Origin of the sequence: Candidatus Symbiopectobacterium endolongispinus, assembly GCF_018777385.1 — a bacterium.
Classification (GTDB): domain Bacteria; phylum Pseudomonadota; class Gammaproteobacteria; order Enterobacterales; family Enterobacteriaceae; genus Symbiopectobacterium; species Symbiopectobacterium endolongispinus.
This window is the reverse complement of record NZ_JAFJYB010000004.1, coordinates 271,442-295,250: the sequence shown is the minus strand read 5'-3', so window position 1 is coordinate 295,250 and position 23,809 is coordinate 271,442. Positions and strand designations below refer to the sequence as shown.

General features: G+C 52.9%; 8 protein-coding genes and 14 pseudogenes. 7 read left to right on the top strand and 15 right to left on the bottom strand.

Translation table 11 applies throughout. From position 1 onward, the window contains the following. Positions 1 to 8 precede the first annotated feature (8 nt). From proC to JZM30_RS16860, 3 pseudogenes are all read left to right on the top strand, one after another. Positions 9 to 830 (top strand): annotated as a pseudogene (gene proC / locus JZM30_RS16870) (pyrroline-5-carboxylate reductase). A 25-nt stretch (positions 831 to 855) separates the two neighbouring features. Then, positions 856 to 1,586: pseudogene (locus JZM30_RS16865) on the top strand (pyrroline-5-carboxylate reductase family protein). 162 nt (positions 1,587 to 1,748) lie between these two features. Beyond that, positions 1,749 to 2,974, top strand: a pseudogene (locus JZM30_RS16860) (MFS transporter). Between the two features lie 57 nt (positions 2,975 to 3,031). Here the strand turns inward: JZM30_RS16860 and JZM30_RS16855 are convergent. The 5 genes and pseudogenes from JZM30_RS16855 to JZM30_RS16840 form a co-directional block, all read right to left on the bottom strand. After that, positions 3,032 to 3,557 (bottom strand): annotated as a pseudogene (locus JZM30_RS16855) (GTP-binding protein); the annotation flags it as partial. Between the two features lies 1 nt (position 3,558). Beyond that, a complete protein-coding gene (locus JZM30_RS16850) occupies positions 3,559 to 3,762 on the bottom strand; it encodes a YbdD/YjiX family protein (protein ID WP_195313178.1) in 204 nt (67 codons plus the stop codon). A 106-nt stretch (positions 3,763 to 3,868) separates the two neighbouring features. Then, positions 3,869 to 6,022 (bottom strand): annotated as a pseudogene (locus tag JZM30_RS16845) (carbon starvation CstA family protein). 264 nt (positions 6,023 to 6,286) lie between these two features. Then, complete coding sequence (locus tag JZM30_RS23660; protein WP_286673613.1) at positions 6,287 to 6,409, bottom strand: hypothetical protein; 123 nt, start codon at positions 6,407 to 6,409, stop codon at positions 6,287 to 6,289. Between the two features lie 125 nt (positions 6,410 to 6,534). Further along, positions 6,535 to 7,451 (bottom strand): annotated as a pseudogene (locus JZM30_RS16840) (EamA family transporter). Positions 7,452 to 7,741: 290 nt separating this feature from the next. On the opposite strand from JZM30_RS16840, the gene JZM30_RS16835 reads away from it, so the two are divergent. Continuing rightward, positions 7,742 to 8,536 carry an SDR family NAD(P)-dependent oxidoreductase gene (locus tag JZM30_RS16835; RefSeq protein ID WP_252320080.1) on the top strand — a complete coding sequence of 265 codons (795 nt, stop codon included), beginning with the start codon at positions 7,742 to 7,744 and terminating at the stop codon, positions 8,534 to 8,536. Positions 8,537 to 8,607: 71 nt separating this feature from the next. Here JZM30_RS16835 and dppD read toward each other — a convergent pair. The 4 pseudogenes from dppD to JZM30_RS16820 form a co-directional block, all read right to left on the bottom strand. Then, positions 8,608 to 9,588 (bottom strand): annotated as a pseudogene (gene dppD / locus JZM30_RS16830) (dipeptide ABC transporter ATP-binding protein). A 16-nt stretch (positions 9,589 to 9,604) separates the two neighbouring features. Beyond that, a pseudogene (locus JZM30_RS24405) lies at positions 9,605 to 10,345 on the bottom strand (ABC transporter permease subunit); the annotation flags it as partial. 14 nt (positions 10,346 to 10,359) lie between these two features. Further along, positions 10,360 to 11,183: pseudogene (locus tag JZM30_RS24400) on the bottom strand (ABC transporter permease subunit); the annotation flags it as partial. A 14-nt stretch (positions 11,184 to 11,197) separates the two neighbouring features. Next, positions 11,198 to 12,620, bottom strand: a pseudogene (locus tag JZM30_RS16820) (ABC transporter substrate-binding protein); the annotation flags it as partial. Between the two features lie 1,026 nt (positions 12,621 to 13,646). Here JZM30_RS16820 and JZM30_RS16815 point away from each other — a divergent pair. Further along, positions 13,647 to 14,994 (top strand): annotated as a pseudogene (locus JZM30_RS16815) (2-hydroxycarboxylate transporter family protein). A gap of 282 nt (positions 14,995 to 15,276) precedes the next feature. Next, positions 15,277 to 15,660 (top strand): VOC family protein, encoded by a 384-nt coding sequence (locus JZM30_RS16810; protein ID WP_252320078.1) that lies wholly within the window; start codon positions 15,277 to 15,279, stop codon positions 15,658 to 15,660. Between the two features lie 93 nt (positions 15,661 to 15,753). Here JZM30_RS16810 and dcuR read toward each other — a convergent pair whose 3' ends face one another. The 6 genes and pseudogenes from dcuR to ibpA all read right to left on the bottom strand — a co-directional run bounded on the left by dcuR (position 15,754) and on the right by ibpA (position 22,647). Then, complete coding sequence (dcuR, locus tag JZM30_RS16805; protein ID WP_252320076.1) at positions 15,754 to 16,476, bottom strand: two-component system response regulator DcuR; 723 nt, start codon at positions 16,474 to 16,476, stop codon at positions 15,754 to 15,756. Continuing rightward, positions 16,454 to 18,071: pseudogene (locus tag JZM30_RS16800) on the bottom strand (sensor histidine kinase). The gene dcuR and the pseudogene JZM30_RS16800 overlap by 23 nt, the downstream one beginning before the upstream one ends. Positions 18,072 to 18,184: 113 nt before the next feature. Continuing rightward, a pseudogene (locus JZM30_RS16795) lies at positions 18,185 to 19,592 on the bottom strand (anion permease). 467 nt (positions 19,593 to 20,059) lie between these two features. Next, positions 20,060 to 21,462: pseudogene (locus JZM30_RS16790) on the bottom strand (Yide family putative transporter). A gap of 198 nt (positions 21,463 to 21,660) precedes the next feature. Then, positions 21,661 to 22,116, bottom strand: a complete 456-nt coding sequence (gene ibpB / locus JZM30_RS16785; RefSeq protein WP_252320074.1) for a small heat shock chaperone IbpB — start codon at positions 22,114 to 22,116, stop codon at positions 21,661 to 21,663. A 117-nt stretch (positions 22,117 to 22,233) separates the two neighbouring features. After that, positions 22,234 to 22,647: a small heat shock chaperone IbpA gene (gene ibpA, locus JZM30_RS16780; RefSeq protein WP_252320072.1), complete on the bottom strand. Its 414-nt coding sequence runs from the start codon at positions 22,645 to 22,647 to the stop codon at positions 22,234 to 22,236. 289 nt (positions 22,648 to 22,936) lie between these two features. Here ibpA and JZM30_RS16775 point away from each other — a divergent pair, with 289 nt between their 5' ends. Further along, on the top strand, positions 22,937 to 23,290 hold the full coding sequence (locus JZM30_RS16775) for a YceK/YidQ family lipoprotein (RefSeq protein WP_196905842.1): 354 nt from the start codon (positions 22,937 to 22,939) through the stop codon (positions 23,288 to 23,290). The last annotated feature ends 519 nt before the right edge of the window (positions 23,291 to 23,809 follow it).

The window sequence follows — 23,809 nt, the reverse complement described above, 5'->3', positions numbered from 1 at the left end:
ATAGCGCCATGAATAAGAAAATTGGTTTTATTGGTTGCGGTAATATAGGCCGCGCCATTCTGTTAGGGTTAATTTCCAGCCAAGTGGTTTCACCGCAGCAGATTATTGCTTACGACATCATTCCTGATATTACCGCTGGGCTTGCCAGCCAACACGGCATTATTACCGCAACCAGCAATGCCGATCTGGCGCTTCAGGCAGATATTATTTTTCTGGCGGTGAAACCGGATGTGGTAAATCGCGCGCTGCACGACATTGCCGATTTGCTGAACCCCAATCAGGTTTTGGTTTCGATCGCCGCAGGTATCTCGCTTGAGGCGATCGGTGCCGTGGTAGGCGCAGAGCGCAAGGTGGTGCGCGTAATGCCGAACACCCCGGCACTGGTGCGCGAAGCCATCTGTTCCGTGACACCCAACGCTCAGGTGACCGCCGAAGAGCTGGAACAGGTCAACACCCTGATCGGCAGCATTGGCCGCTACGAACAGGTGCCGGAATACCTGATCCACGTCGTCACGGGCGTCGGCGGTTCGGCCCCTGCCTTTGTGTTTATCCTGATTGAGGCGATGGCCGATGCTGCGGTTGCCGGGGGTCTGACGCGCAAACAGGCCTATTAGTTTGCCGCACAAACCGTGTTGGGCTCTGCCAAGATGGTGCTGGAAAGTGGGCAGCATCCCGGTGCGTTGAAAGACAATGTCTGCTCCCCCGGCGGTACCACCATTGAAGGCGTCGCCGTATTGGAAGATAAAGGTCTCCGCACTGCCATTTATCAGGCGGTGCGCGCCAGCACCTTGAAGTCAGTGCGCCTGTCGCAAGACACCAAACCGGCCTGATGTTCATTCGATCGAGAGAAAAGCTATGGCACACATTCATTTTATTGGTGCGGGGCAAATGGCAGAAGCCATTATCCGCGCCGCACGGGTCAATCCGGCGCTGACTGATGCACAGTTCAGCACCGAAGATATCGATGCCGAACGCGTCGCCACCCTGACGCACACCTATGCGCTGCCCGCTCAAACGCCGGATAGCGCGTTGGAAAACGCGGATCTGGTAGTGATTGCCGTTCGCCCACAGGATGATATTCCGGCCGTGGCACAGCTGACGGCACTGTTGGGTGAAACGCGCGCCATCGCCCGCTTGATCCCGAACACCCTGACGGACACTGGCTACGGCTATAGCGGTGTGACGCTGAATCAACATGCTCAGGCCGAGATGCTCGATGGGTTCTTCACCGCGTTCGGCAAAGTGCTGTATCTGGAAGAGCGTCTGATCGATGTCTTCACCGGTTTTGGCGTGGCTGGACCAAACTATATTTACTACTTTATCGAATCGCTGACCGATGCCGGTGTGCTGGCAGGGCTGCCGCGCCCGCTGGCAACCAAAGTGGTCAGGAAAATCTGCTGGGCGCCGTGGAAATGCTGCGCCTGAGCGGAAAGCATCCGCGCCAACTGCTGGATATCAATAACTCGCCCGCTGGTGTAGGTATGCACGGTTTATATGAACTGAACAACAGCGATTTTGCTGCCGGACTCCAGCGCAGCGTGCTGGCAGCCGTGAAACGCACCACCGCACTGGCAAACTCTAGTTAAACCATCATTATGCCAGTCGAGCGCATACCGTGCGCAATGCGCTCGACCAGCACGAAAAAACCTTGCCTGTGCCAAGCCATGGATGGTAAGAAAAATAACGTCACTCCCCCCTAAACCCCGTCAACGTGGAATAGTCGTATTGGATTAACACCGGGATTCACCATAGCTTTGTTTGCCTCACCGGGCGCAGACTCTCTGCTGCGTCAACGTTCTTTCGTTGCATTTTGGCTGGCCCACAGCGCGTCTATGTTTGGTTTTCAGATGCTTAACATCGTGGTGAGCTGGCAAATCTACTCTGTCACCGGCCGCGCGTTCGATCTGGGCCTGATTGGTCTGGCGCGGTTTTTACCTTCTGTGCTGCTGGCTCTGCCCGCTGGGTATATCGCCGATCAGTTTGACCGCCGACGTATCGTGTTAATCGGCCAGTTCGTGGAGTGGTTCGCCATCGCGCTGTTGGCGATACTGGCTTTTACCCAGCCGCCGGATGAGTTAACCATTCTTGGACTGGTGCTGCTCATCGCTATCGCCAAAACCCTGGAAGCACCGGCATTGCTTTCCATGCTGCCTGCGTTGGTGCCACCCAACATGCTGGCACGCGCCATGGCGGCAAACTCAGCGGCGGGACAAGCCGCCATGATGGTCAGCCCGGCGCTGGGCGGCCTGCTGTACGTTGCGGGCGCAGGCACGGTGTATCTCGCCGCCGCGCTGCTGTATCTGATCTCCATGTTGATGGTCAGCCGACTGTGCTATGTGCAGGAACCGGTGCGGCGTGTACCGGCCAGTTTCGCCACTCTTTTTGCTGGCGTGCGTTTTATCCGAGCCCGACCGGATGTGTTGGGTGTAATTTCTCTCGATCTGTTTGCCGTATTGCTGGGCGGGGCGACGACACTGTTGCCCATCTTTGCCAAGGATATCCTGCATACCGGTCCGTGGGGATTGGGGCGCTGCTGATGGGCTTTTGGCTCACCCGGCATGCGATGGAACGTAACGTAGGCAAGATTATGTTCGCCTCCGTGGCCGGTTTTGGTGTCGCGACGCTGGTGTTTGCGCTGTCCACTCAACTGTGGCTGTCGTTACTGACGCTGTTTGCCCTCGGGGCATTTGATATGGTGAGCATGGTGATTCGCGGCTCGCTGGTGCAGCTTGATACCCCGGACGACATGCGCGGTCGCGTGAGTGCGGTCAATTCCATTTTTATTAATACGTCGAATCAACTGGGTGAGTTTGAATCCGGTCTATTGGCAGCGTGGTTAGGTGCGGTGCCCGCAGCGGCGCTCGGCGGCATTGGTACGCTGTTAGTGGTCGCGCTGTGGATTAAATGGTTCCCGTCACTGCGCCAACGTCAGCGGTTGCATAATGAACCCGCGCAGGATGCCAGTGCAGCCTAGCTGCATTCAGCACACCACCTCTCGCAAGCAGTGAAGAGGTGGTGTGTTGATGATAAGTCACATCAGACGGGCAAAACCGTCACGGATTTCCTGCTCGGGCAATTCCTGCCCGATAAAGACCATGATGCAGCCGCGCTTTTCTTCCGGCAGCCACTCTCTGTCCCAGTCCGCGCTATACAGACGCTGAATGCCCTGAAACAGCAGGCGACGATCGTCACCGTTGATGGCCAGTATGCCTTTGTAACGCAGCAGGTTATCGGCATATTTGAGCAAGAAACCTTCCATCACGTCGGAAACCGCTGCAAAATCCACCGCGTGATCCAGTTCCACCACAATAGACTCCACGTTGTTCTTCTGCGGTGCCACGAAACGGAACAGCGGCGCTTTTACTGCCAGCTTGTCGTTAAGCATAAAGCCATCGACGTTGAACAACAGGCTGAGATCAATCTCGCTGTTGACCACGGTGTAAATCGGCGCGCGCGTTGATGCGCTGCAAACGCTGAAGCAGTGCGTCATCCTGACCTGCCACGTCGGTTTTGGTCAGCAAGATGCGATCGGCGTAACCAATTTGCGATTGGGCGAGGTTAACAGCAGCGCATGCCGCCTTTGCCATCGCCGCCGTAGCGAGCCTGTTGCCGCTCACGGAAGAACTCTTCGTAGGTCATCGGTGGTTGATCGGGATGGTTGGTTTGCATGTGCTGAACATAGGTTTCATAGTCCGGAATCCCAATCAGCATGCGTGCAGCCTGCCCCAGATACTTTCCCGCTTTGCCAAGGTTGCCAAACATAGCTGGTCTCCTAAAAAAACTACCACGTATATATCTTATACGGGGTATGGCGACTCGTCTCTTTACCACCGCACTCTGCGGCGGTAAAGAGACGGGTATTCGTGTATCAGTGACCGTTAGAAATCTTAACGCCGCCTGCCGGAACCGGTACATAATCAGTTTCGCCATCGGTACGCTTATCTTCCTGACGCGCTTCAATCGCCACTTTCACACCGTAGGCAATGATGCTGTACACCACGAACAGGAACAGGATGCTCAGGCCCGCGTTAGTGTAGTTATTGATCACGATGTGGTTCATGTTGGCAATCTGCTGTGCACTCAGATCAGCACCGCCCTCGGCAATCTTCTGTTTAAACATGTTGGCCATGTAGAAGAAGCCTTCCAACTGCGGGTTGTCGCTGAACAGTTTCAGGCCCAGCGCCCAGGTGGTGCAGATCAGCAACCACACAGCAGGCACCACGGTGACCCAAATGTACTGCGCGTGTTTCATCTTGATCAGGGCTACCGTACCCAGCACCAGCGCCACAGCGGCCAGCATCTGGTTGGAGATACCGAACAGCGGCCACGGGCTCTTCACGCCGCCCAACGGGTCGACCACGCCTTGATACAACAGGTAGCCCCACAGACCGACGCAGCCAGCCGTACCGATGATACCAGCTACCAGTGAATCGGTTTTCTTCAGGAACGGAACGAAGTTACCCAACAGGTCTTGCAGCATGAAGCGACCAGAACTGGTGCCTGCGTCCAGTGCCGTCAGGATAAACAGCGCTTCGAACAGGATACAGAAGTGATACCAGAAGCCCATGTTGGCACCAGGAATAATCTGGTGGAACACGTGCGCAATACCGACTGCCAGCGTCGGTGCACCGCCTGCGCGGTTCAGCACGGAAGGTTCACCAATATCTTTCGCCGTTTGCATGATCTGCTCAGGAGAGATAACGAAGCCCCAGGAGCTAACGGTCGCGGCAGCGTGCGCAGAGACTTCTTGCAGCTGCGCCATGATCATCGGCGCATCCGCCGTACCCAACTGGTGCAGGTTAGGCATGGTGATGCCCAACGCCGCTGGAGGGGTGTTCATGGCAAAGTAGAGACCCGGTTCAATGATGGACGCTGCCACCAGTGCCATGACCGCTACGAAGGATTCCATCAGCATTGCGCCGTAACCGATAAAGCGCGCGTCGTTTTCATTCGCCAGCAGTTTCGGGGTAGTACCGGAAGCAATCAGGGCATGGAAACCAGACACGGCACCACACGCGATGGTGATAAACAGGAACGGGAACAGGGTACCTTTCCATACTGGACCAGTGCCGTCAACGAACTGCGTCACCGCAGGCATTTTCAGATCCTGGTTCAGGATCACGATACCTATAGCCAGACCAACTATAACGCCGATTTTCAGGAACGTTGCCAGGTAGTCGCGCGGTGCCAGAATCAACCATACCGGCAGCAGAGCGGATACAAAGGCATAGCCAATCAGCGTAAAGGTAATGGTAGTGTCTTTAAAGGTCAGCGCAGGGCCACAGTACGGGTCGTGAGCCACTACGCCACCAAACCAGATAGCCATGACCAGCAGCACGATACCGATAACAGACACTTCCGCTACGCGGCCTGGGCGCAGGTAACGCATGTAGATACCCATAAACAGCGCGATCGGCACCGTAGAACATACGGTGAACACGCCCCACGGGCTTTCTGCCAACGCTTTCACCACGATCAACGCCAACACCGCCAGGATGATGATCATGATCAGGAAGCAGCCGAACAGCGCGATAGTGCCAGGAACCGGACCCAGCTCTTTCTTGACGATTTCACCCAGTGACGCACCGTTACGCCGCGTGGAGAGGAACAGCACCATGAAGTCCTGCACGGCACCGGCCAGTACCACACCTGCCAGCAGTCACAGCGTGCCCGGCAGGTAACCCACTTGCGCCGCCAATACCGGCCCTACCAGCTGGCCTGCGCCTGCGATAGCCGCAAAGTGGTGACCGAACAGAACGTTGCGGTTGGTGGGCACATAGTTCAGGCCATCGTTGTTAACCACCGTAGGCGTTGCGCTGGTCGGGTCCAACTGCATGACTTTCTGTGTGATATAGAGACTGTAGTAGCGATAGGCCACCAGATAGACGGATACGGAAGCGACGATAATCCACAGTGCGCTCACGTGTTCTCCACGGCGCAGCGCAACCACGCCAAGGCAAGATGCCCCGATTACGGCAAGCATCATCCAGGGAATGTGTTTGAGTATGGTACTGCTTTTCATAAGACATCCTTCAGGCAAATTAAGTCTTAATGGTCTGTTTTTTAATCTTTATCGAACAATATCGAGCATCCACCACGCCGTTGGCGTCCATGTTGGACAAGGCAGGAATCGTTGACTGTGTGGGGTGTGGTGATGGCGCGACGATACGGGAATACGAGCGAGCGCGCAGAACCAATTTGTATCGACGGTGGCATAGCGCATTAAGCGGTTAGAATTACACGCTAAGCGGTTGGGGAACATGCAGCATCAGACACGCATCGGTACTCAATGCACTGGCGGCAACGCTTTTACCTGCCATGCACGAATGTCGATCGTGCGGCGATACTCCTTGAGCGGCGTAGGGCTACCAATGCCCAGCGTGGCAAATCTCGGTTTTTGGCTGAACACGAGGGAAAAATTGTCCTGCCATATCTAGAACCACAGACATTGCTGCTTTTCTGCAATTTTACGATCGTCCCTCCGATATCGGATTGCAGAAAAGCGGCATAACAACAGGGTGTGATGAGGTTTCGTTAAGATGCGCTGCGCGTCCGCGCCAACAAAGCAAGACGTCCACCAAACACATTGACCAGCAGCCCAACCATGATCAGCAGCGCGCCAGCCACCTGAAGCAGGGTAATGTGTTCGTCAAGAAACAGCGCAGCGCTCAGCATGCCAAACACTGGTACCAACAGCGTCAACGTGGCGACGCGCCAGGTTTCATAACGCCCGAGCAGACTGCTCCAGATACCAAATCCCATGATGGTAGCAACAAACGCCAGATAGCCCAGCGCCAACACCGTCGTCATATGCATGTTGGTCAGGCTGGCAACTATCGCCTCCTGGCCGTCGAACATCCAGGAGCAGAGAAAGAACGGCCCAATCGGCACCAATGCACTCCACACCACCAGCGACATCACATTCAACCCCGCACCGTGGCGGCTCATGATGACTTTGTTGCTGATATTACGAATGCCCAAGAGAGTGCGCCGCCTAACGTCAGCAGCATCGTGAGCAGCGTCAATCCGGTGGTGGTCTGGTTCAGCATGCCGCCTTCCGCCAGTACAAACATACCCAGCGTAGCAATGGCAATGCCAAGGAAATGGTTCCAACGCAATGCTTCACCCAGCAGCAGCGCACCCAGCAACAGGGTGAAGAAACCCTGCGCTTGCAGCACCAGCGAGGCGATTCCTGCTGGCATACCGAGTTTTATCGCCAGAAACAGAAAGGCAAACTGGCCGAAACTGATGGTCATGCCATAGGCGACCAGCCAGCGCAGCGGCAAACGCGGGCGCGGCACAAAAAAGACGGCAGGCAGCGCCACCAGTGTAAAACGCAGCCCCGCCAGCAAAAACGGTGGCATTCCCTGCAACCCGACTTTGATAACCACAAAATTAACGCCCCAGGCAACCACCAAGCACAGCGCCAACAGCCAATCTTTTACCGACATTTCATTCCCCAGCGGATGAGCGACCGCTTCGCTCGCGCTCTTTCATCATCCTAAAATGAAACATCGCTCACAAAAACACAAGTAAGCGAATCTTATGGCTACAGCGCCTTGCCATTGGCTGAGTGGGGGATTATCAACGTTTTAGCAAAGGTCTTTCGCCTGCGTGGGGATAAAAAAAGAGAACAGAGTGGCCTACTAATAGGGAACGGTTTCCGGTTGGCGGCCGGGTTTTTGGTCGTCGCTAACGCCGCGCAAGGCACGGCGTCCATTCCTCGGAGGAAGGTTTCTGTATGAATATTGATCTGTCAGGAAGAACGGCGTTGGTCACCGCGTCCAGCGGTGGCATTGGGTATGCGATTGCGGCAGGACTGGTGGAAAGCCATGCCAAGGTGATCGTGAATGGCCGCAGCAGTTCGTCGGTTGATGCGGCGATGTCCCGTTTGCAACAACAGTTCCCGCAGGCCCGTCTTCGCGGTGCCGTTGCCGATCTTGGCAATACCGAAGGGGTAACAGCGCTGCTGGATCAAGTGCCGTTCGTGGATATTCTGGTGAATAATGCCGGTATTTACGGTCCGCGTGATTTCTATGACACCGACGATGCGGTGTGGGAAGACTACTGGCAAACCAACGTGATGTCGGGCGTTCGTCTGTCACGCGCTTTCCTGCCAGGCATGGTGGCGAAAAAGTGGGGGCGGGTGGTGTTTATCTCCTCAGAATCCGCACGCAACATTCCTGCCGACATGATCCACTACGGCGTATCGAAAACGGCGCAGTTGGCGCTGGCGCGCGGATTGGCAAAAAGGGTTGCGGGCTCTGGCGTAACGGTGAACAGTGTGCTGCCGGGCCCTACGATTTCCGACGGCTTCGCCACCATGATGCAAGATGAAGTGGCACGCACCGGCAAATCCCTTGAGGTACTGGCGCGGGAATTCGTGATGGCGCACCGCCCCAGTTCGGTCATTCAGCGTGCTGCCAGCGTGGAAGAGGTCGCCAATATGGTAGTCTATATCTGTTCGCAGCAAGCGTCTGCCACCTCAGGCGCGGCGCTACGCGTTGATGGCGGAGTGGTCGACGATATTCTTTAACGAATAGAACGCGTTCTTCACGTAAAAAAAACGCGGGCTGCTTTTGCCCGCGTTTTTCATCTCAAGCGAACTCACCGCGAACCGGCTTCATCCCTGTCGACGGCAAAGCAGGCAATCAGTTGATCGCCATAGGCTTTCAACGTCGGCTGGAACTGGACGCAGGTATCAAAACGATGCTGGCAGCGCGCGTTAAACGCACAGCCCGGCGGCGGATTGAGCGGGCTGGGCAGTTCCCCAATCAGCTTGATACGCTCGCGGCGCAACGCCGGGTTCAGGCGCGGTGTCGCTGACAGCAGCGCTTGGGTATAAGGGTGGCGCGGCGCATGGAAGATATCCGCCGCTTTACCGGATTCCACGACCTGACCGGCATACATCACGATGATGTGGTGGGCTGCTTCCGCCACCAGCGCCAAATCGTGGGTGATCAGGATCAGCGCCATGTTTTCCCGCTGCTGCAATTCCAACAGCAGTTCAATGATCTGCGCCTGAATGGTCACGTCCAGTGCAGTAGTCGGTTCATCGGCGATCAGCAGTTTGGGCCGACAGGCAATCGCCATTGCGATCATCACGCGCTGGCTCATCCCACCTGACAGTTGGTACGGATACACGTCTAACCGCGAAGCCGGATCGGGGATGCCTACCTGCGTCAGCAAATCGATAGCACGCTGATAGCGCGTTTTGCGATTACCGCCCTGATGCACCTTGGTGGCTTCCATAATCTGGTAGCCTACGGTGTAGCAGGGATTAAGGCTGGTCATCGGGTCCTGAAAGATCATCGCCACTTCGGAGCCGACCAACTGACGCCGCTCTTTTTCCGAAATGCTTTTCAGATCGCGCTGGTTGAATTACAGCTTGTCTGCCATCACTTTGCCGGGGAAGTCAATCAACCACATGATAGCCAGCGAGCTGACCGATTTACCGGAGCCGGATTCACCGACAATGCCGACCACCTGCCCTTGTTCTACTTGGTAACTGATACGGTCAACGGCGCGGAACGGGTTATTCCCTTCGCCAAAATGCACCGACAGTTTTTCTACGTTGAGTAATGCCATCTCTTCCCCCGGATCGCTGCTTGAGTTTGGGGTCGAGAGCGTCACGCAAGCCGTCCCCCATCAAGTTAAACGCCAACACCGCGAGCAGGATCGAAAGGCCAGGGAAGGTTACGACCCACCAGGCACTTTGCGCAAACTGCAACACGTCGGCCAGCATGGTGCCCCACTCCGGCGTTGGCGGCTGTGCGCCCATGCCGAGGATGGCGTTGGAGAAGCCCAATGACGCCTGCACGATGAGCGGTGCCAGACAGTTGGGGAAGATATTGATGAACATTTGGTGCATCGCGCCAGCACCCGCCACGCGCGTCAGACGCACATAGTGCGGCAGCGCCAGCATGATATCCACTACGCGCATGATAAGGGTGTCCACCATGCCGCCAAAGTAGCCAGCCAGCAAACCGAGAACCACACCCATAATCAGTGACAGCACCACCACCAGACAGCCGACCAGCAGCGACAGGCGTGCGCCGTACATAAGGCGCGAAAGAATATCGCGGCCCACATCGTCAGTGCCAAGCAGAAACTGCCAGCTACCGCCTTCCTGCCATACCGGCGGACGCAGTAGCGCATCGCGGAACTGCTCGGCGGGCGCATGCGGTGCCAGCACGTTGGCGCCAATGGCGATAATCAACATCAGCACCACATACACCAGGCCCACCACCGCGCCTTTGTTACGTTTAAAGTAATGCCAGAATTCCTGTAGCGTGGTCATCGGCACGGGCGAATTATCAACAGCCGGTTCAGTGATTTGAGTCATCTTTGCCTCTCCCCTTATTTCTTGTGTCGAATGCGCGGATTCACCACGCCGTACAACAGATCGACCAGCAGGCTGACCAGAATGATCATGGTCGCCACCAGCAGCACGCCCCCCCTGCACCACCGGATAGTCGCGGCGTTGCAGCGCATCAATCAACCAGCGTCCCAGTCCCGGCCAGGAGAAGATGGTTTCGGTCAGAATCGCCCCTGCCAACATCGTCCCTACCTGAAGACCGATCACAGTGACCACTGGCAACATGGCGTTGCGCAGCGCATGCACCACGATGACACGCAGGCGACTCAGCCCTTTGGTGCGCGCGGTACGGATATAATCCTCACCCAGTACTTCCAGCATGGCGGAGCTGGTCATCCGCACGATCACCGCCAACGGGATCGTGCCCAGCACCACGGCATCGATAAAATCGCCCGGCTCACCGAAGAACAGGGTATCGATCAGCATAAAGCCGGTCAGCGGCAAACTGTCGTCGAGAAACACCGTATCGCTGATACGGCCCGAGACAGGCGTCAGATTGACCGACACCAGCATGATCAACATCATGCCCCACCAGAAAATCGGCATGGAGTAGCCGGTCAGTGCCAGACTGACAGACGTGTGATCGAAAATGGAACCGCGTTTAACCGCTGCCAGCACGCCAACCGGAACACCGACAATCACGGCAAACAGCATCGCGCAGACACCCATTTCCAGGGTGCGGCACAAACTCATCCCACACCTGGATGCGGCTCTTGAGGGAAATACCCAGATCGCAGTGCAGCACACCGTTGATATAGGTGACATATTGCTGCCATAGGGGCTTATCAAGCCACAGCTCAGCCAGGGTGCCCATGAAATGGCAGGCTGAATCAAGTCTTCAAACGGCTTGTAGCACCACTTGGAGTAGTTAGAGCCTTTTTCTGCCGCGTCACAGCTGAACAGGGTCGCGAAGAAGTTATCCGGATCCCCGTTATCGCCGGCCCATCCCATCAACACCGTCTGATGTTCACCCGCTTTGGCGCTTTTCAGATACTCGCCCCACTCGTAGGTGACAATCTTGGCTTTCACGCCAACTTTGGCCCAGTCAGACTGGATCATTTCCGCCATACGGCGTGCGTTCGGGTTGTACGGACGTTGCACTGGCATCGCCCACAGATCCACGGTGAAGCCACCAGCCATACCCGCTTCTTTCAGCAAGGCTTTAGCTTTTTCCGGATCTTAGGAGTAATCCTTCACATCGTCGTTAAAGCCCCACATGGTCGGTGGGATCAGGTCCTTGGCCGCCTGGCCCGCGCCCTGATACACCGCGTCAATGATGGCGCCTTTGTTTACCGCATAAGTCAGTGCCTGACGCACTTAGACGTTATCCAGTGGTTTTTTCTGCACGTTGAAAGAGAGGTAACCCACGTTCAAGCCCGGTTTTTCCAGCAGCGTGATGTTTTTGTCTTCTTTTCATGCGGGACAGATCGGCCGGGTTAGGATACGGCATGATCTGGCACTCATATTTTTGCAGCTTGGCATAGCGCACGGACGCATCCGGCGTGATGGAGAACACCAGGCGATCGATGCCCGGTTTCTTGCCCCAGAAGCCATCAAACGCTTTGTAGAGAATACGGGAGTCTTTCTGGTACTGCTGCAACTGGAACGGACCGGTACCGATCGGGTTCAGGTCGATCTTCTCCGGGGTGCCTGCCTTAAGCATGTTGGCACCGTACTCTGCGGACATAATCGACGCAAAGTCCATCGCCAGGTCGGCCAGGAATGGCGCTTCCGGACGGGTCAGCACGAAACGAACAGTATAGTCGTCCACTTTTTCGATTTTGCTGATCAGCTCCGGCATGCCCATGCCTTGATAGTATTCGTAGCTGCCGCCAGGCACTTTATGATACGGATGGTTCGGATCTTGCTGACGCAGGAAGGAGAACAGCACGTCTTCCGCATTGAATTCACGCGTCGGCTTAAACTCTTTGCCGTCTTGCCACTTCACGCCTTTGCGCAGATGGAAAGTATAGGTTTTGCCATCTTCGCTGATGTCCCATTTTTCTGCCAGGCCCGGTTCAATTTCGGTAGTACCGCTTTTGAATTCAACCAGACGGTTATAAATAGGAATTGAGCTGGCATCAAAGGTGGTGCCGGACGTAAACAGTTGCGGGTTAAAACCTTCAGGAGAACCTTCGGAGCAATAGACCAGGTTTTTTGCCTGGAGACCGGCTGCCACAGACATGGCCAGCAAGCCGAGTCCGATTTTGAGCATCCTTGATTTTGCCAAGGATTTTTCCATTACGTGTACTCCATTGTGGATGTTGTGTGTTGATGAAAGTCAGACCAGGATATTTTTACTTGCCGCCGACAAGAGGCCGTTCTAATCAGCATCGACGCAGCGCGTCATGTGGTGGCTGTGGTCTGTACTTTTTTGCCCGAAGGCTATAATTCACTTAATAAGGAGGGAGACGAGGCAGTATATGAGAGTGGCCTGCGGATTAGGTTTGCGAACCCGGCGTCAGCCTGACAATCCGTTGTCCCCCCTTCCAACCCCGTCAATGTGGCAACAGATCACCCTAACGTCAATATAATGGGTGTGGATTTACAAAATCGCCACATCTTCGACAATAGCATACAATCTGAAAAGTTATAAAAAAAATTAAACAAAATCACAAAATTCAATCAAAACACCAGATAATAATCTTTAAATTTTTATTAAAACAGAAATTATCACCATAAAAACATGAAACATCTTATGTCAAATGATGAATCAATGAGCAACAACGCTTGTTAAAAACGTTAATGTCAGGTAAAAATTCCGAAAGAACATAAAAATTAGTGATAACCATCAAAGACATCATTAGCCTGGCGCTAACTAGTTACGCTACATGAAAAAACTTCTCGCGACGGATCGTGGATAAGCACCAGCAAACGAGCGCCAAACAACGCCTAAATAACCCTACAAACAGTAGTTTTTTTTAAATTTTAAATCGCCTTATTTAATTATATTACTGATAGAGTAACTTAATAATTAATTTTGTTTTTCACGAATAGCCTCCTTGAGAATAAAAAATAAATTTAATTACATTAATTTGAGATAACTTATTTAAAAAAGAGTTGTCGCAAGCCTCACAATTACCTCATTTACTCATGGATGTTTTATTATATTTAACATTTAATCATGACAGGTTACTCATGGATAATATATCCACTGACCCAACCATTCACTTTAAGCACCACCTTACTCTTTGATAGTAAAACACTTAGCTTTCTAACAATAAAAACAACCCGTAAATATATAACCCGTTTACGTGGAGTAAACATAATGAAAAGAACTGAAACCGATGTCCTCTACGAGAGCACGCTTGCTGCTGAATCAACGTCGCAACTGTCGTTCTTCACCCAGTTTTTAAAAACAAAGTTGGGGTAGTACCCGTTGCATTATTTATTGCTATCGCGGCTGTTGTTTTTGCTGCTGCGTATGAAGGCTATCTGCCGAGAAATATGATCGGTGGCTTCGCTGTTATTATGACGCTGGGATTTTTGCTGGCGCATATTGGCCATACTATTCCGGTATTTAAAGATATCGGCGGCCCTGCAATCCTGTGTTTGATGGTGCCCTCTATTCTGGTCTATTTTCACCTGTTTAACGACAACACCATGAAGACCGTGCACCTGCTGATGAAGGAAGCGAACTTTCTCTACTTCGTCATCGCGTGTCTGGTGGTCGGCAGTATTTTAGGCATGAACCGCAAGATCCTGATTCAAGGGATGGTACGCATGTTTGTACCGCTGGTCATCGGTACCGTCACCGCAGTGGTAACGGGCCTGCTGGTAGGTAAACTGTGCGGCTACAGCCTGTATCACACCTTCTTCTTTATCATTGTGCCCATTATTGGCGGCGGTATCGGCGAAGGCATTTTACCGTTGTCCTTGGCGTATTCCGCACTGCTGGGTCAGGCACCGGATGTCTATGTGGCGCAACTGGCCCCTGCGGCAGTGGTGGGTAATATTTTGCCATTTTCTGCGCAGGTATCCTGTCACGTCTCGGCATGCGTCGTAAGGATCTGAACGGCGAAGGGCGTCTGGTGCGCAGTGACGAAGAGCAGAACCTGTTCACGGTAAACGACACACCAAAACCAGTGGATTTCCATCTGATGGGTGGCGGCCTGCTGATGATTTGCGCCTTCTTTATCGTCGGTGGCCTGTTTGAGAAGCTGGTACACATTCCTGGCCCGGTACTGATGATCCTGATAGCGGTGTTCTGTAAATACAGCCGTGTTATTCCCGCTAGCATGGAAACCGGCGCGCACAGCGTCTATAAATTCGTCTCCAGCTCACTGGTCTGGCCGTTGATGATTGGCTTGGGGATGCTCTATATTCCGCTGGAAAGCGTGGTCGCCGTGTTCTCCGTTGGCTACGTTATCGTATGCGGCTCCGTCGTGCTTTCTATGGCGCTGGTCAGCTTCCTGATTGCACCACGTCTAAACATGTATCCGATTGAAGCCTCCATCGTAACCACCTGCCACAGCGGCCTGGGCGGCACCGGAGACGTTGCCATTCTCTCGGCGTCCAATCGAATGTCGCTAATGCCGTTTGCACAAATCGCAACGCGCATCGGTGGTGCCTCTACCGTGATCGGCGCAACGCTGCTGATGGGCTGGTTACTGTAAGGAAATCCCACTATTTATACCCTAAATAATTCGAGTTGCAGGAAGGCGGCAAGTGAAGGAAGCCCGATGAGCTTACTCAAGTAAGTGATTCGGGTGACAAATCTGCCGGGAGCAGATTTGAACGCCGCGTGCGGCGGCCTCGTTAGCGGTGAGGCCCAGGGATGGGCCAAATAACGAGCGCAGCCAACGCACCTGCAACTTGAAGTATGACGGGTATAGGCTGCTGACAATAACTGTCACTGCGCCTGATTAACATGGCGGTCTACTACCAAGGAGACTGCCATGCTATACGCCGATATTTCAATTCTCTATGTCAGTAACGTAATAAAAAGCGCCGACGTCTACACTGGGCTGTTTGGCATCACCCCCGTAGAAAAAAGCCCCACCTTCACGTTGTTTGTGTTTGAAAATGTCTTCAAGCTCGGCTTATGGTCATGCTACACCGTGGAACCTGGTGTGAACCAGATTGCCAGCATACCGTCGGGTGAGATTGTGTTTACGGTACAGGATAAACCAGAGGTTGATACGCTTTATCAAGCTTGGGGAACCCAGCACCAAGTCACCGTGATCCAAAAACCAGCTCAGCTCGACTTTGGCTATTCCTTTGCCGTGCTCGATCCTGATGGGCATCGACTCAGAGTCTGTTTTCTTGAGGAAGAGGCATAATCGTTGAACGCAAGGTGACATAAAACAGGGCCGCGACAGGGTGAGGATGCTTCAATCTGTCGTGGCCTTTCTTATTTCACGTGAACGTACTGATTACTCGCAATACTGGCGCAGTGCGTCTTGTTTCTCGGGCAGCAGGCGGTAAAGGTACACAGGGCGACCAGTCGATCCGTAGAGGATATTGGTGGCAAGAATATTAGTATCATCGAGATATATCAGATACTTACAGCAAGAAGCGCGAGAGATGCCAATCGCGTTCGCCAGCATTTCCGTGGAAAACTCAGCCCCTTGGTTGCCTTCAATCCATTCGCAGACGGTGCGTAGCGTCAGACTGGTCAGCCCTTTCGGCAGTTTTTTACGCTCACCGGCCACACCGCCGCTGGTGCGACGAATCAAGCTATCAATATCCGACTGAGCAACAAATTCTCGATATTTAAGCAGGTTCGCTTCTTCGCGATAGGCGGTAAGCGCCTGTTCAAAGCGAGAGAACTGGAACGGTTTGATCAGGTAATCGACCACGCCGTAATGCAGTGCTTTCTTAATGGTATACACATCACTGGCGGAGGAGATGATAATCACATCCATTTGTTCGCTGAACTCACGAATGGTCGGCAGCAGATCCAACCCGTTATCCTGCTGCATATAGATATCGAGCAGCACCAGATCGATCTCGGAATCGGGTTGCATCAGTAAATTTCGCGCCTGCTGTAAGGTTGGCACCGTTGCATAACAGTTGAAACCGGGCACCTGGCTCAGATAGGAACGGTTAAGTTCTGCAACTATGGCATCGTCATCAACAATCAGTACATTTATCATGGTTAAACAGCCTTGGCTTGATAAGGGATATTCACGAAAAACTGGGTATACACCTCAGGTTCCGACTCAAAATCGATACTGCCGCCCACTTTTTCCAGGCTCTGCTTGGTCAGGCAAAGACCGATTCCGCGCCCGGATCCCTTGGTGGAGAATCCTTGTTCATAAATACGGTGCTGATTTTCCAGCGTAATACCGGGGCCATCATCGCCCACGATACAGTGCAAGCGCCCATCCTGATGATGGAAACTCACTCTGATTTCTCCGTTTTCCATGTTACTCATTGCATCCATGGCATTCTCAATCAGATTACCCAAAACGGTGATCAACTCATTGGTGGCATCCATATCGTCGGTTTCGGGCAACAGGCTCTATTCGGTTATCGACAGTTGTATGCCAAGATCGCGCACCCGGTTGATTTTACCCAGTAAGAACCCGGCAATCACCGGCGATTTCACCTTGCGAATAATCGAGCCAATTTCTGCCTGATAGTTGTTCGCCGTTTTTAAAATATAGTCTTCCAACTGCGAGTAGTATTTCAAATGGAGCATGCCCAAAATCACATGCAGCTTGTTCATAAACTAGTGGGACTGTGCCCGTAGTGCATCGGCGTAATAGGACATCCCCGTCAAGCGCTGCAACAACTGGCCAATTTCAGTCTTGTCGCGGAACGTGGCTATAGCACCAATCACGTTACCTTTCACCGTCACTGGCACGGTATTGGTCAGCAGCAAATTGCCGTTGATATTGATCTCTTCATCACGCTGAGCGATACCACTTTCCAGCACTTGTCTGAGTCGAAGGTGCTCCATCCACTGCTCGCTGATGGTTTCTGCCGACGCATTGGCCGCCATATTGCCTTGTCGGAACAGCCTGCGCGCTTCATCGTTAATCACCGTAATACGGCCGCTGTCATCCATGGCAATCACCCCCTTCCTTGATCTGTTTCAACATGGCGTTGCGCTGCTCAAACAGATTGGAAATCTCATATGGTTCAAACCCCAGCATGATGCGCTTGTGGATTTTCACCAGCACCAGCGTGCCGAGTCCGCCGGCCAGCAGCGCCGAGGGGATCATCCAGCGGTTTTCACTGATCACTTTCTGCACGCTGGTCAGCGCAACGCCTAACGCCACAACGCCGACCTGCTTGCCATCATTATTAAAAACCGGTGTAAACACCCACAGCGCCGAGTCCAGCGTACCACGGTTGATCGAGGTATTTTCCAGCCCAAACAGCGCAGGATAAATGTCGCGTCCGGCAAAATGTTCACCGATACGCTCCCGTTCCGGGTGGGTATGTCGCACCGTGTCCATGTCGGTCACGGTGACAAACAGCAGTTGATTGCGGTGCGTGATGGTCTCGGCGGCGCGCTGCACCGCTTCGGGGTTACCCAATCCTTGCAACTCATCAATCACTACCGGGGAAGCGGCAAAGGTGCGCGCAATGGCAAACGCCTTGTCGCGCAGGCTGTCTTCGGAGAGTTGGTTAATGCGGAAAAACAGCAGAGCATAGACCACCAGCAACACTGCGCTAACACGACAGAGACCATCAGAAAAACGGATGTTCCCAGCTTCATCGGTGCTTTTATCCTGCTCATGTCTTGCTCCGGAATCACCTTGGATATCCTTATTTTAACCTGTTTTTCCGTATTTATCGTCCTGCGTTATTGCCCCGCGTTACGGGGCAAGGAAAATCGCAGTCTGATAGGAATTACCAGAATCCCAATACCTTCCACCACATGCCACCAATACCCAACCAAATAGGAATCACGACCAGGCTGATAAAGAAGCCAATTTTCCACCAGGTTGACAGCGGCATATAACCACATCCAAACAGGGGCCGGGCCGCTTGAGTAGTGCGTGGTGGACATGAACAGGTTACTGAAGATACCAAACGCCAGCACGGTCAGCATCGACGGTGTGCCTGCCGCCAAAGCAATGGAAACAAAGATGGCATACATGGCGCTGATATGGGCAATCGCACTCGCCATCAGGTAGTGGCTGTAGTAGTAAACCAGCAGCAAGATACCAAGCATCGGCAACCAGTGGAATCCGCTGACAGCGTTGCCCGCCAGTTGGCCTAACCAGGCAATTAGTCCCATCTTGTTCAGTTGCTTTGCCAGCGTCATCAGCACGGCGAACCATACCACGGTGTGCCAGGCTTCTTTCTCGCCGACCACGTCATCCCAACTCAGCGCACGGCTCAGCAGCAGCACGCTAAGCCACGTCGGCGCGGTCAAGGTGGCATCAATATTCAGCGTGGAACCCAACACCCAGAAGGTAACCAGACCAAGGAATACACCTAACACCACCCATTCATCGCGCGTCATACGCCCCATTTCACGCAAACGCTCCACGGCAATGGCACGCATTTCCGTAGTTTGTTTCAATTCAGGCGGATAGAAGCGATAGATGAGATAAGGGATCAGTGCCAGAGACAGGATACCCGGTACCAGCGTTGCCAGCGCCCAATCGGTCCAACTGATGTGAATACCGAGCTGCACCGCCAGTTTTGCCACCATCGGGTTACCGGCCATGGAGGTCATGAACATAGCGGAGGTAATGGCATTACACTGGAAAATGGACTGCACCAGAAACGCACCGATACGGCGCTGGGTGCCTTTCTCCGGCGTAGAATCATAGGCCTAAGCAATAGAACGGAACAGCGGAGTGATGATCCCACCACAGCGCGCCGAGGTGGAAGGCATCGCTGGGGCAAACAACAGATCAGTGAACACCAGACCATAAGCCAGGCCGAGCGAGCTGTTACCCAGTTTGCTGTTCATCAGCAAACCAATGCGGCGGCCAAAACCGGTTTTGATAAAGCCGCGCGAGATAAAGAAGGCACAGACGATCATCCAGATGGTAGGGTCGCTAAACCCGGCCAATACGTCTTTAATCGAGAGCAAACCAAGGATCGCCACGGACGTCAAACTGAACATCGCCATGGCACCGAGGGGATACGGAGAGAGGATAAGACCAATAACGGTGGCAATGAAGATAGCCATTAGATGCCAGGCATCAGGCTTGACGCCCTCCGGCACGGGTAATAACCATAACGCGACAGCAATACCGATAATGATGAGGAGCTTAACTAACCTGCTATTGTTTGCAGACATAAAAACACCACGCTAGAAGATTAAAACGGAATTCGTTTTTTCCACCCAATGCAGTGCGGAGGAGCGGTGTTTCGTTATTCTTCCTTCATCACCCCGATTACCAATATCTTATTCTCTTGATTGTCATTCTAATTCGGTAATAAGGATATTTTGTAAAGCGGATACATCAGCAACAGAAAAAAAAGCGAGAAAACAATTGGTCAGGGTATTTTTCTCGCCCCATCAAATCGTATGATTAACGTAGAACATAATAGAGTAAACGGCAGTTGAATGATCGTTGTTTTACTTACTAAATCGATTTAATAGTTTAAATATATTGGTCATTTAGCATGATGTATTCTGAAAAAAAGCGTGATCAATCACAGGATAATAAATGGAAATTAAGTTATTAGAAAAAGTGATGCGCGAAATAAGATAATAACGCGGTAAATAATACCGCGTTATTATCTCGCCCGCATCATTTTCACTTACAGGCTCCAAAATAATACCGCCAGCAGTTGAGGATACATGATGCGCAGAAACATAGCCAGAGGATAAACCGTTGCATACGAGAGCGCAGCGGCCCCACTGGTGGCGTGCAACCCATTGGCAAAGGCGAGCGCAGGCGGGTCCGTCATTGAACCTGCTAACATCCCACACAACGTCAGGTAATTCATTTTCCCGAGCGTTCGTGCCAACACGCCTACGATTAACAGTGGGATGATGGTGATACAGGCACCGTAGGCTACCCACCAGATGCCTTCGCCGTACAGCAAGGTATAAAAAAATCACCGCCCGATTTTAGCCCCACCACGGAAAGAAACAGCACAATACCCAATTCGCGCAACGCCAGGTTCGCACTGGGCGGCATAAACCAGTAGAGTTTCCCAATGCCACCGATTCGCCCGAGGATCAGAGCCACCACCAAAGGCCCTCCGGCTAATCCAAGCCGCAAAGCAACGGGGAAACCGGGAATAAACATGGGCACCGAACCTACCAGCACGCCAAGACCAATGCCGATGAACACCGGCAGCATTTGCACCTGCTGTAGCTTCTGCTGGGCATTGCCAACAATATCCGCCACCGCATCTATGGCCGCCTTGCGTCCCACCAGATGCAGATAATCGCCCAATTGAATCAAGGTAGCGGGCGCGGGCACCATCAGCGTATCGCCGCGTTTCAGGCGGGAACAGACAATCGCATCGCTATTGAGCATCGGCACATCCTGAATGGCCAACCCCTACAAGTTCGGGTTGTTCACCTTGATGTTCATGGTTTGCAGCTGCTCATGGTGATGGCCGTTACTGTTATCAAATTGCCTGGCTTCCGCCTCAACCATGATGCGAAACCCCACGCGCAGCAGCCACATCACCAGCAAAATGCCACAGATGCCTAGCGGATAGGCCATCGCATAACCCGTGCCCATCATGATAACCTGCGCCGGATTAGAGCCTAAATCGGTCAGGATCTGCTGCCCGGCTCCCAGAGACGGCGTGTTGGTCACCGCACCGGAGAAAATCCCCAGAATAATCGGCAACAGAACGGCAAACAGATTATGAATGATGATGGTGACAATACAGCCCAACAGCACGGTCAGTAACGCGAAGCCGTTTAGCCGCAGGCCGGAAACGCGTAATGAAGAGAAGAAGCCGGGACCCACCTGAATACCGATGGTGTAGACAAACAGGATCAGTCCAAACTCCTGAATGAAGTGCAGCATGTCGTTGTTGAGGGTGAACTGGAAGTATTGGGCAAAATGCCCCACCACAATGCCACCGAACAGCACGCCGCCAATGCCCAACCCAACGCCGTAGATACGCCAATTGCCTATCCACAACCCCAATACTGCTACTAACGCCAGCATACTCACGGTCAGTGCGATATAACTCATAGCCGTATCCTTGTGCAGCCGTCTTTCGCTTGAAAATCAGTCTAGACCTACGCGACAAAAGCGCCACTGACAGGCAGTCTGGCAGAAGGGGAAGCGAGAATCCGTGCCTTTCAGCACAAATCCTTATTGGTGATAGGGAAATAAAAATCCCCGGCAAAACCGGGGATGGGTAACAAACTCACCGCGTTATTTTGCGGATTAAGCATCGCTGGCCGATTCAGGCGCGTGCGTCAACTCAGGGCGGTTGCCGCCAATGGCGATACGCTGCGGTTGCAGTTCTGCCGGTACTTCACGCACCAGATCAATATGCAGCAAACCGAGTTCAAATTTCGCCTCGGAGACAGACAGGTGCTCCGCCAGCGTAAAGCTCAGGGTGAACGGTTTAAACGCCAGCCCCTGATGCAGATATTCCTCTTTCTTCTCCGGCAGTGTCGGCGTACCGCTTACCGTCAGACGTGGCCCTTCCACTTCGATCGCGAGTTCGCTTTGCTGAAACCCGGCCAGGGCCAGCGTGATACGATAGTGGTTATCGTCTTTTTTCTCAATGTTGTAAGGAGGAAACTCAACGGCCTCCTGACTGCCCTGCATTGAGCTGGCCAATTTGTCAAAACCGATCCACTGACGCAGCAGCGGTGATAAATCATAGTTACGCATAATGTGACTCCTTCTTTGAAGCGAAAGTGTGCCTTCAGAGGAGCATGCAGGCTCCACCGAATTCGCCCCCTAACGGCGGGCGGGCGTTAAAACTGGGTGTTAAACGTTAACGTCGTCTTACTTGATATCAATACGGCGCGGCTTCATCGTTTCCGGCACCACGCGCGCCAGGTCGATGTACAACAAGCCATGTTCCAGATTGGCACCAGTAATTTGAATGTGCTCAGCCAGTTGGAACTTACGCTCAAAATTGCGCTCGGCAATGCCCTGATAGAGATAGTTACGTGTTACCGGCTCACCGCCGTGTGCGCCTTTCACAATCAGCAGATTGTCATGAGCGGTAATCTCCAGCTCATGCTCGGCAAAACCCGCGACAGCGATGGCAATGCGGTAATGGTTGTCATCCACCAGTTCAACATTGTAGAGAGGATACCCACCGTTACCTTGACTTTGTCCGGCTTCCAGCAGATTAAACAAACGATCGAAACCGATGGCGGAACTACACAGGGGAGAAAAATCGAAATTGCGCATTACAGCCTCCTAAACATTCAGCGAGGATTGATATGATCCTTCTTTGATAGACAGGCCCTACACCCCATCGACTACCCTGTCGGCGTAGCGTCATAATCTGAGGCTACAATAAAGATGGGGACCGGGCTCAAACTTTCAAGGCCGCGATCGAAGCAATTTTTCCTTTTCCGAAAAATTTATCGGAAAATGAAGTACTACCACAACAGCACAAAACATGACATCTTACTTAGAGCCCGTTATACCGTGGCAAGGCCTGGCGTAAGCCGACCATTTCTCAATGGACAGCGATATGAAAGTACTGAGACGTACCGCACTCTCTTTGTTGATAGCAGGAAGCGGGCTGGCGCTTACTGGCGGTTGTTCCAGCGTGATGACGCACACCGGTCCCCATCAGGGTTACTATTCCGGTACGCGTGCCAATATGGACGCCCTGCACAGTGAAGATGCCAGTTGGGCCATGACGCCACTGGTGATCCTCGATATGCCGTTTTCTGCCGTTATGGATACCTTGCTACTGCCTTATGACTATTCTCGCTCGGGCAAAGAAAAGCCGGACGATTCGTTACGCGCACGTATCCACCACGATGAACCACTCCCCATCATCCCCGCAAGTACCGTGCAATCCAGCACTGCGCATCCGTAGCCTGTTTGCCATACGGTCTCAAACAGACCGGTTTTTGACAGACATACCTTTATTTATCAGCATAATAGCGCCGTTATTTCGGGGACATGTTGCCACCTGAACATCTATGGATGTGAAGTTAATGAAGCTAGACAGTCTTTCCCGCATGTTCCACGTCAGTTCAGTAAAGAGGAATTTATACCCCACTCGCTTCAAAAACCTAACCGCCTGAACCAACTCGATCAGATAGATAACGATGGTATTGAATTGGCACGTTACCAGCAAATTCCGATTCCTCCCGTGGGTACGGTCGCCTTTCGCCAAGCGACTCGTGTGAAAAGCGTGTGGCTTCACGCCTCTCAGAAAATGATTGTGCTTGGGGAGGAAGAAAAAGCGCTATGAAAGGTTCAATGGTAGGCATGGACAGGCCGTGTGGCGTGCATTTCCAGTTTACGCAATTGGTTATCCCATAAAGTTTATACAATATAAAATATATATTTGTTAGGTTGAATTTCATTCGCTCATATTTGTTTTTTTGAT

What these genes read in the sequence shown, in the direction of transcription:
- ibpB (WP_252320074.1), bottom strand. Translation starts at nt 22,116, where the DNA reads ATGCGTAACTATGATTTATCACCGCTGCTGCGTCAGTGGATCGGTTTT.
- dcuR (WP_252320076.1), bottom strand. Translation starts at nt 16,476, where the DNA reads ATGATAAATGTACTGATTGTTGATGACGATGCCATAGTTGCAGAACTT.
- JZM30_RS16850 (WP_195313178.1), bottom strand. Translation starts at nt 3,762, where the DNA reads ATGTTTGGCAACCTTGGCAAAGCGGGAAAGTATCTGGGGCAGGCTGCA.
- ibpA (WP_252320072.1), bottom strand. Translation starts at nt 22,647, where the DNA reads ATGCGCAATTTCGATTTTTCTCCCCTGTGTAGTTCCGCCATCGGTTTC.
- JZM30_RS16810 (WP_252320078.1), top strand. Translation starts at nt 15,277, where the DNA reads ATGCTATACGCCGATATTTCAATTCTCTATGTCAGTAACGTAATAAAA.
- JZM30_RS16775 (WP_196905842.1), top strand. Translation starts at nt 22,937, where the DNA reads ATGAAAGTACTGAGACGTACCGCACTCTCTTTGTTGATAGCAGGAAGC.
- JZM30_RS16835 (WP_252320080.1), top strand. Translation starts at nt 7,742, where the DNA reads ATGAATATTGATCTGTCAGGAAGAACGGCGTTGGTCACCGCGTCCAGC.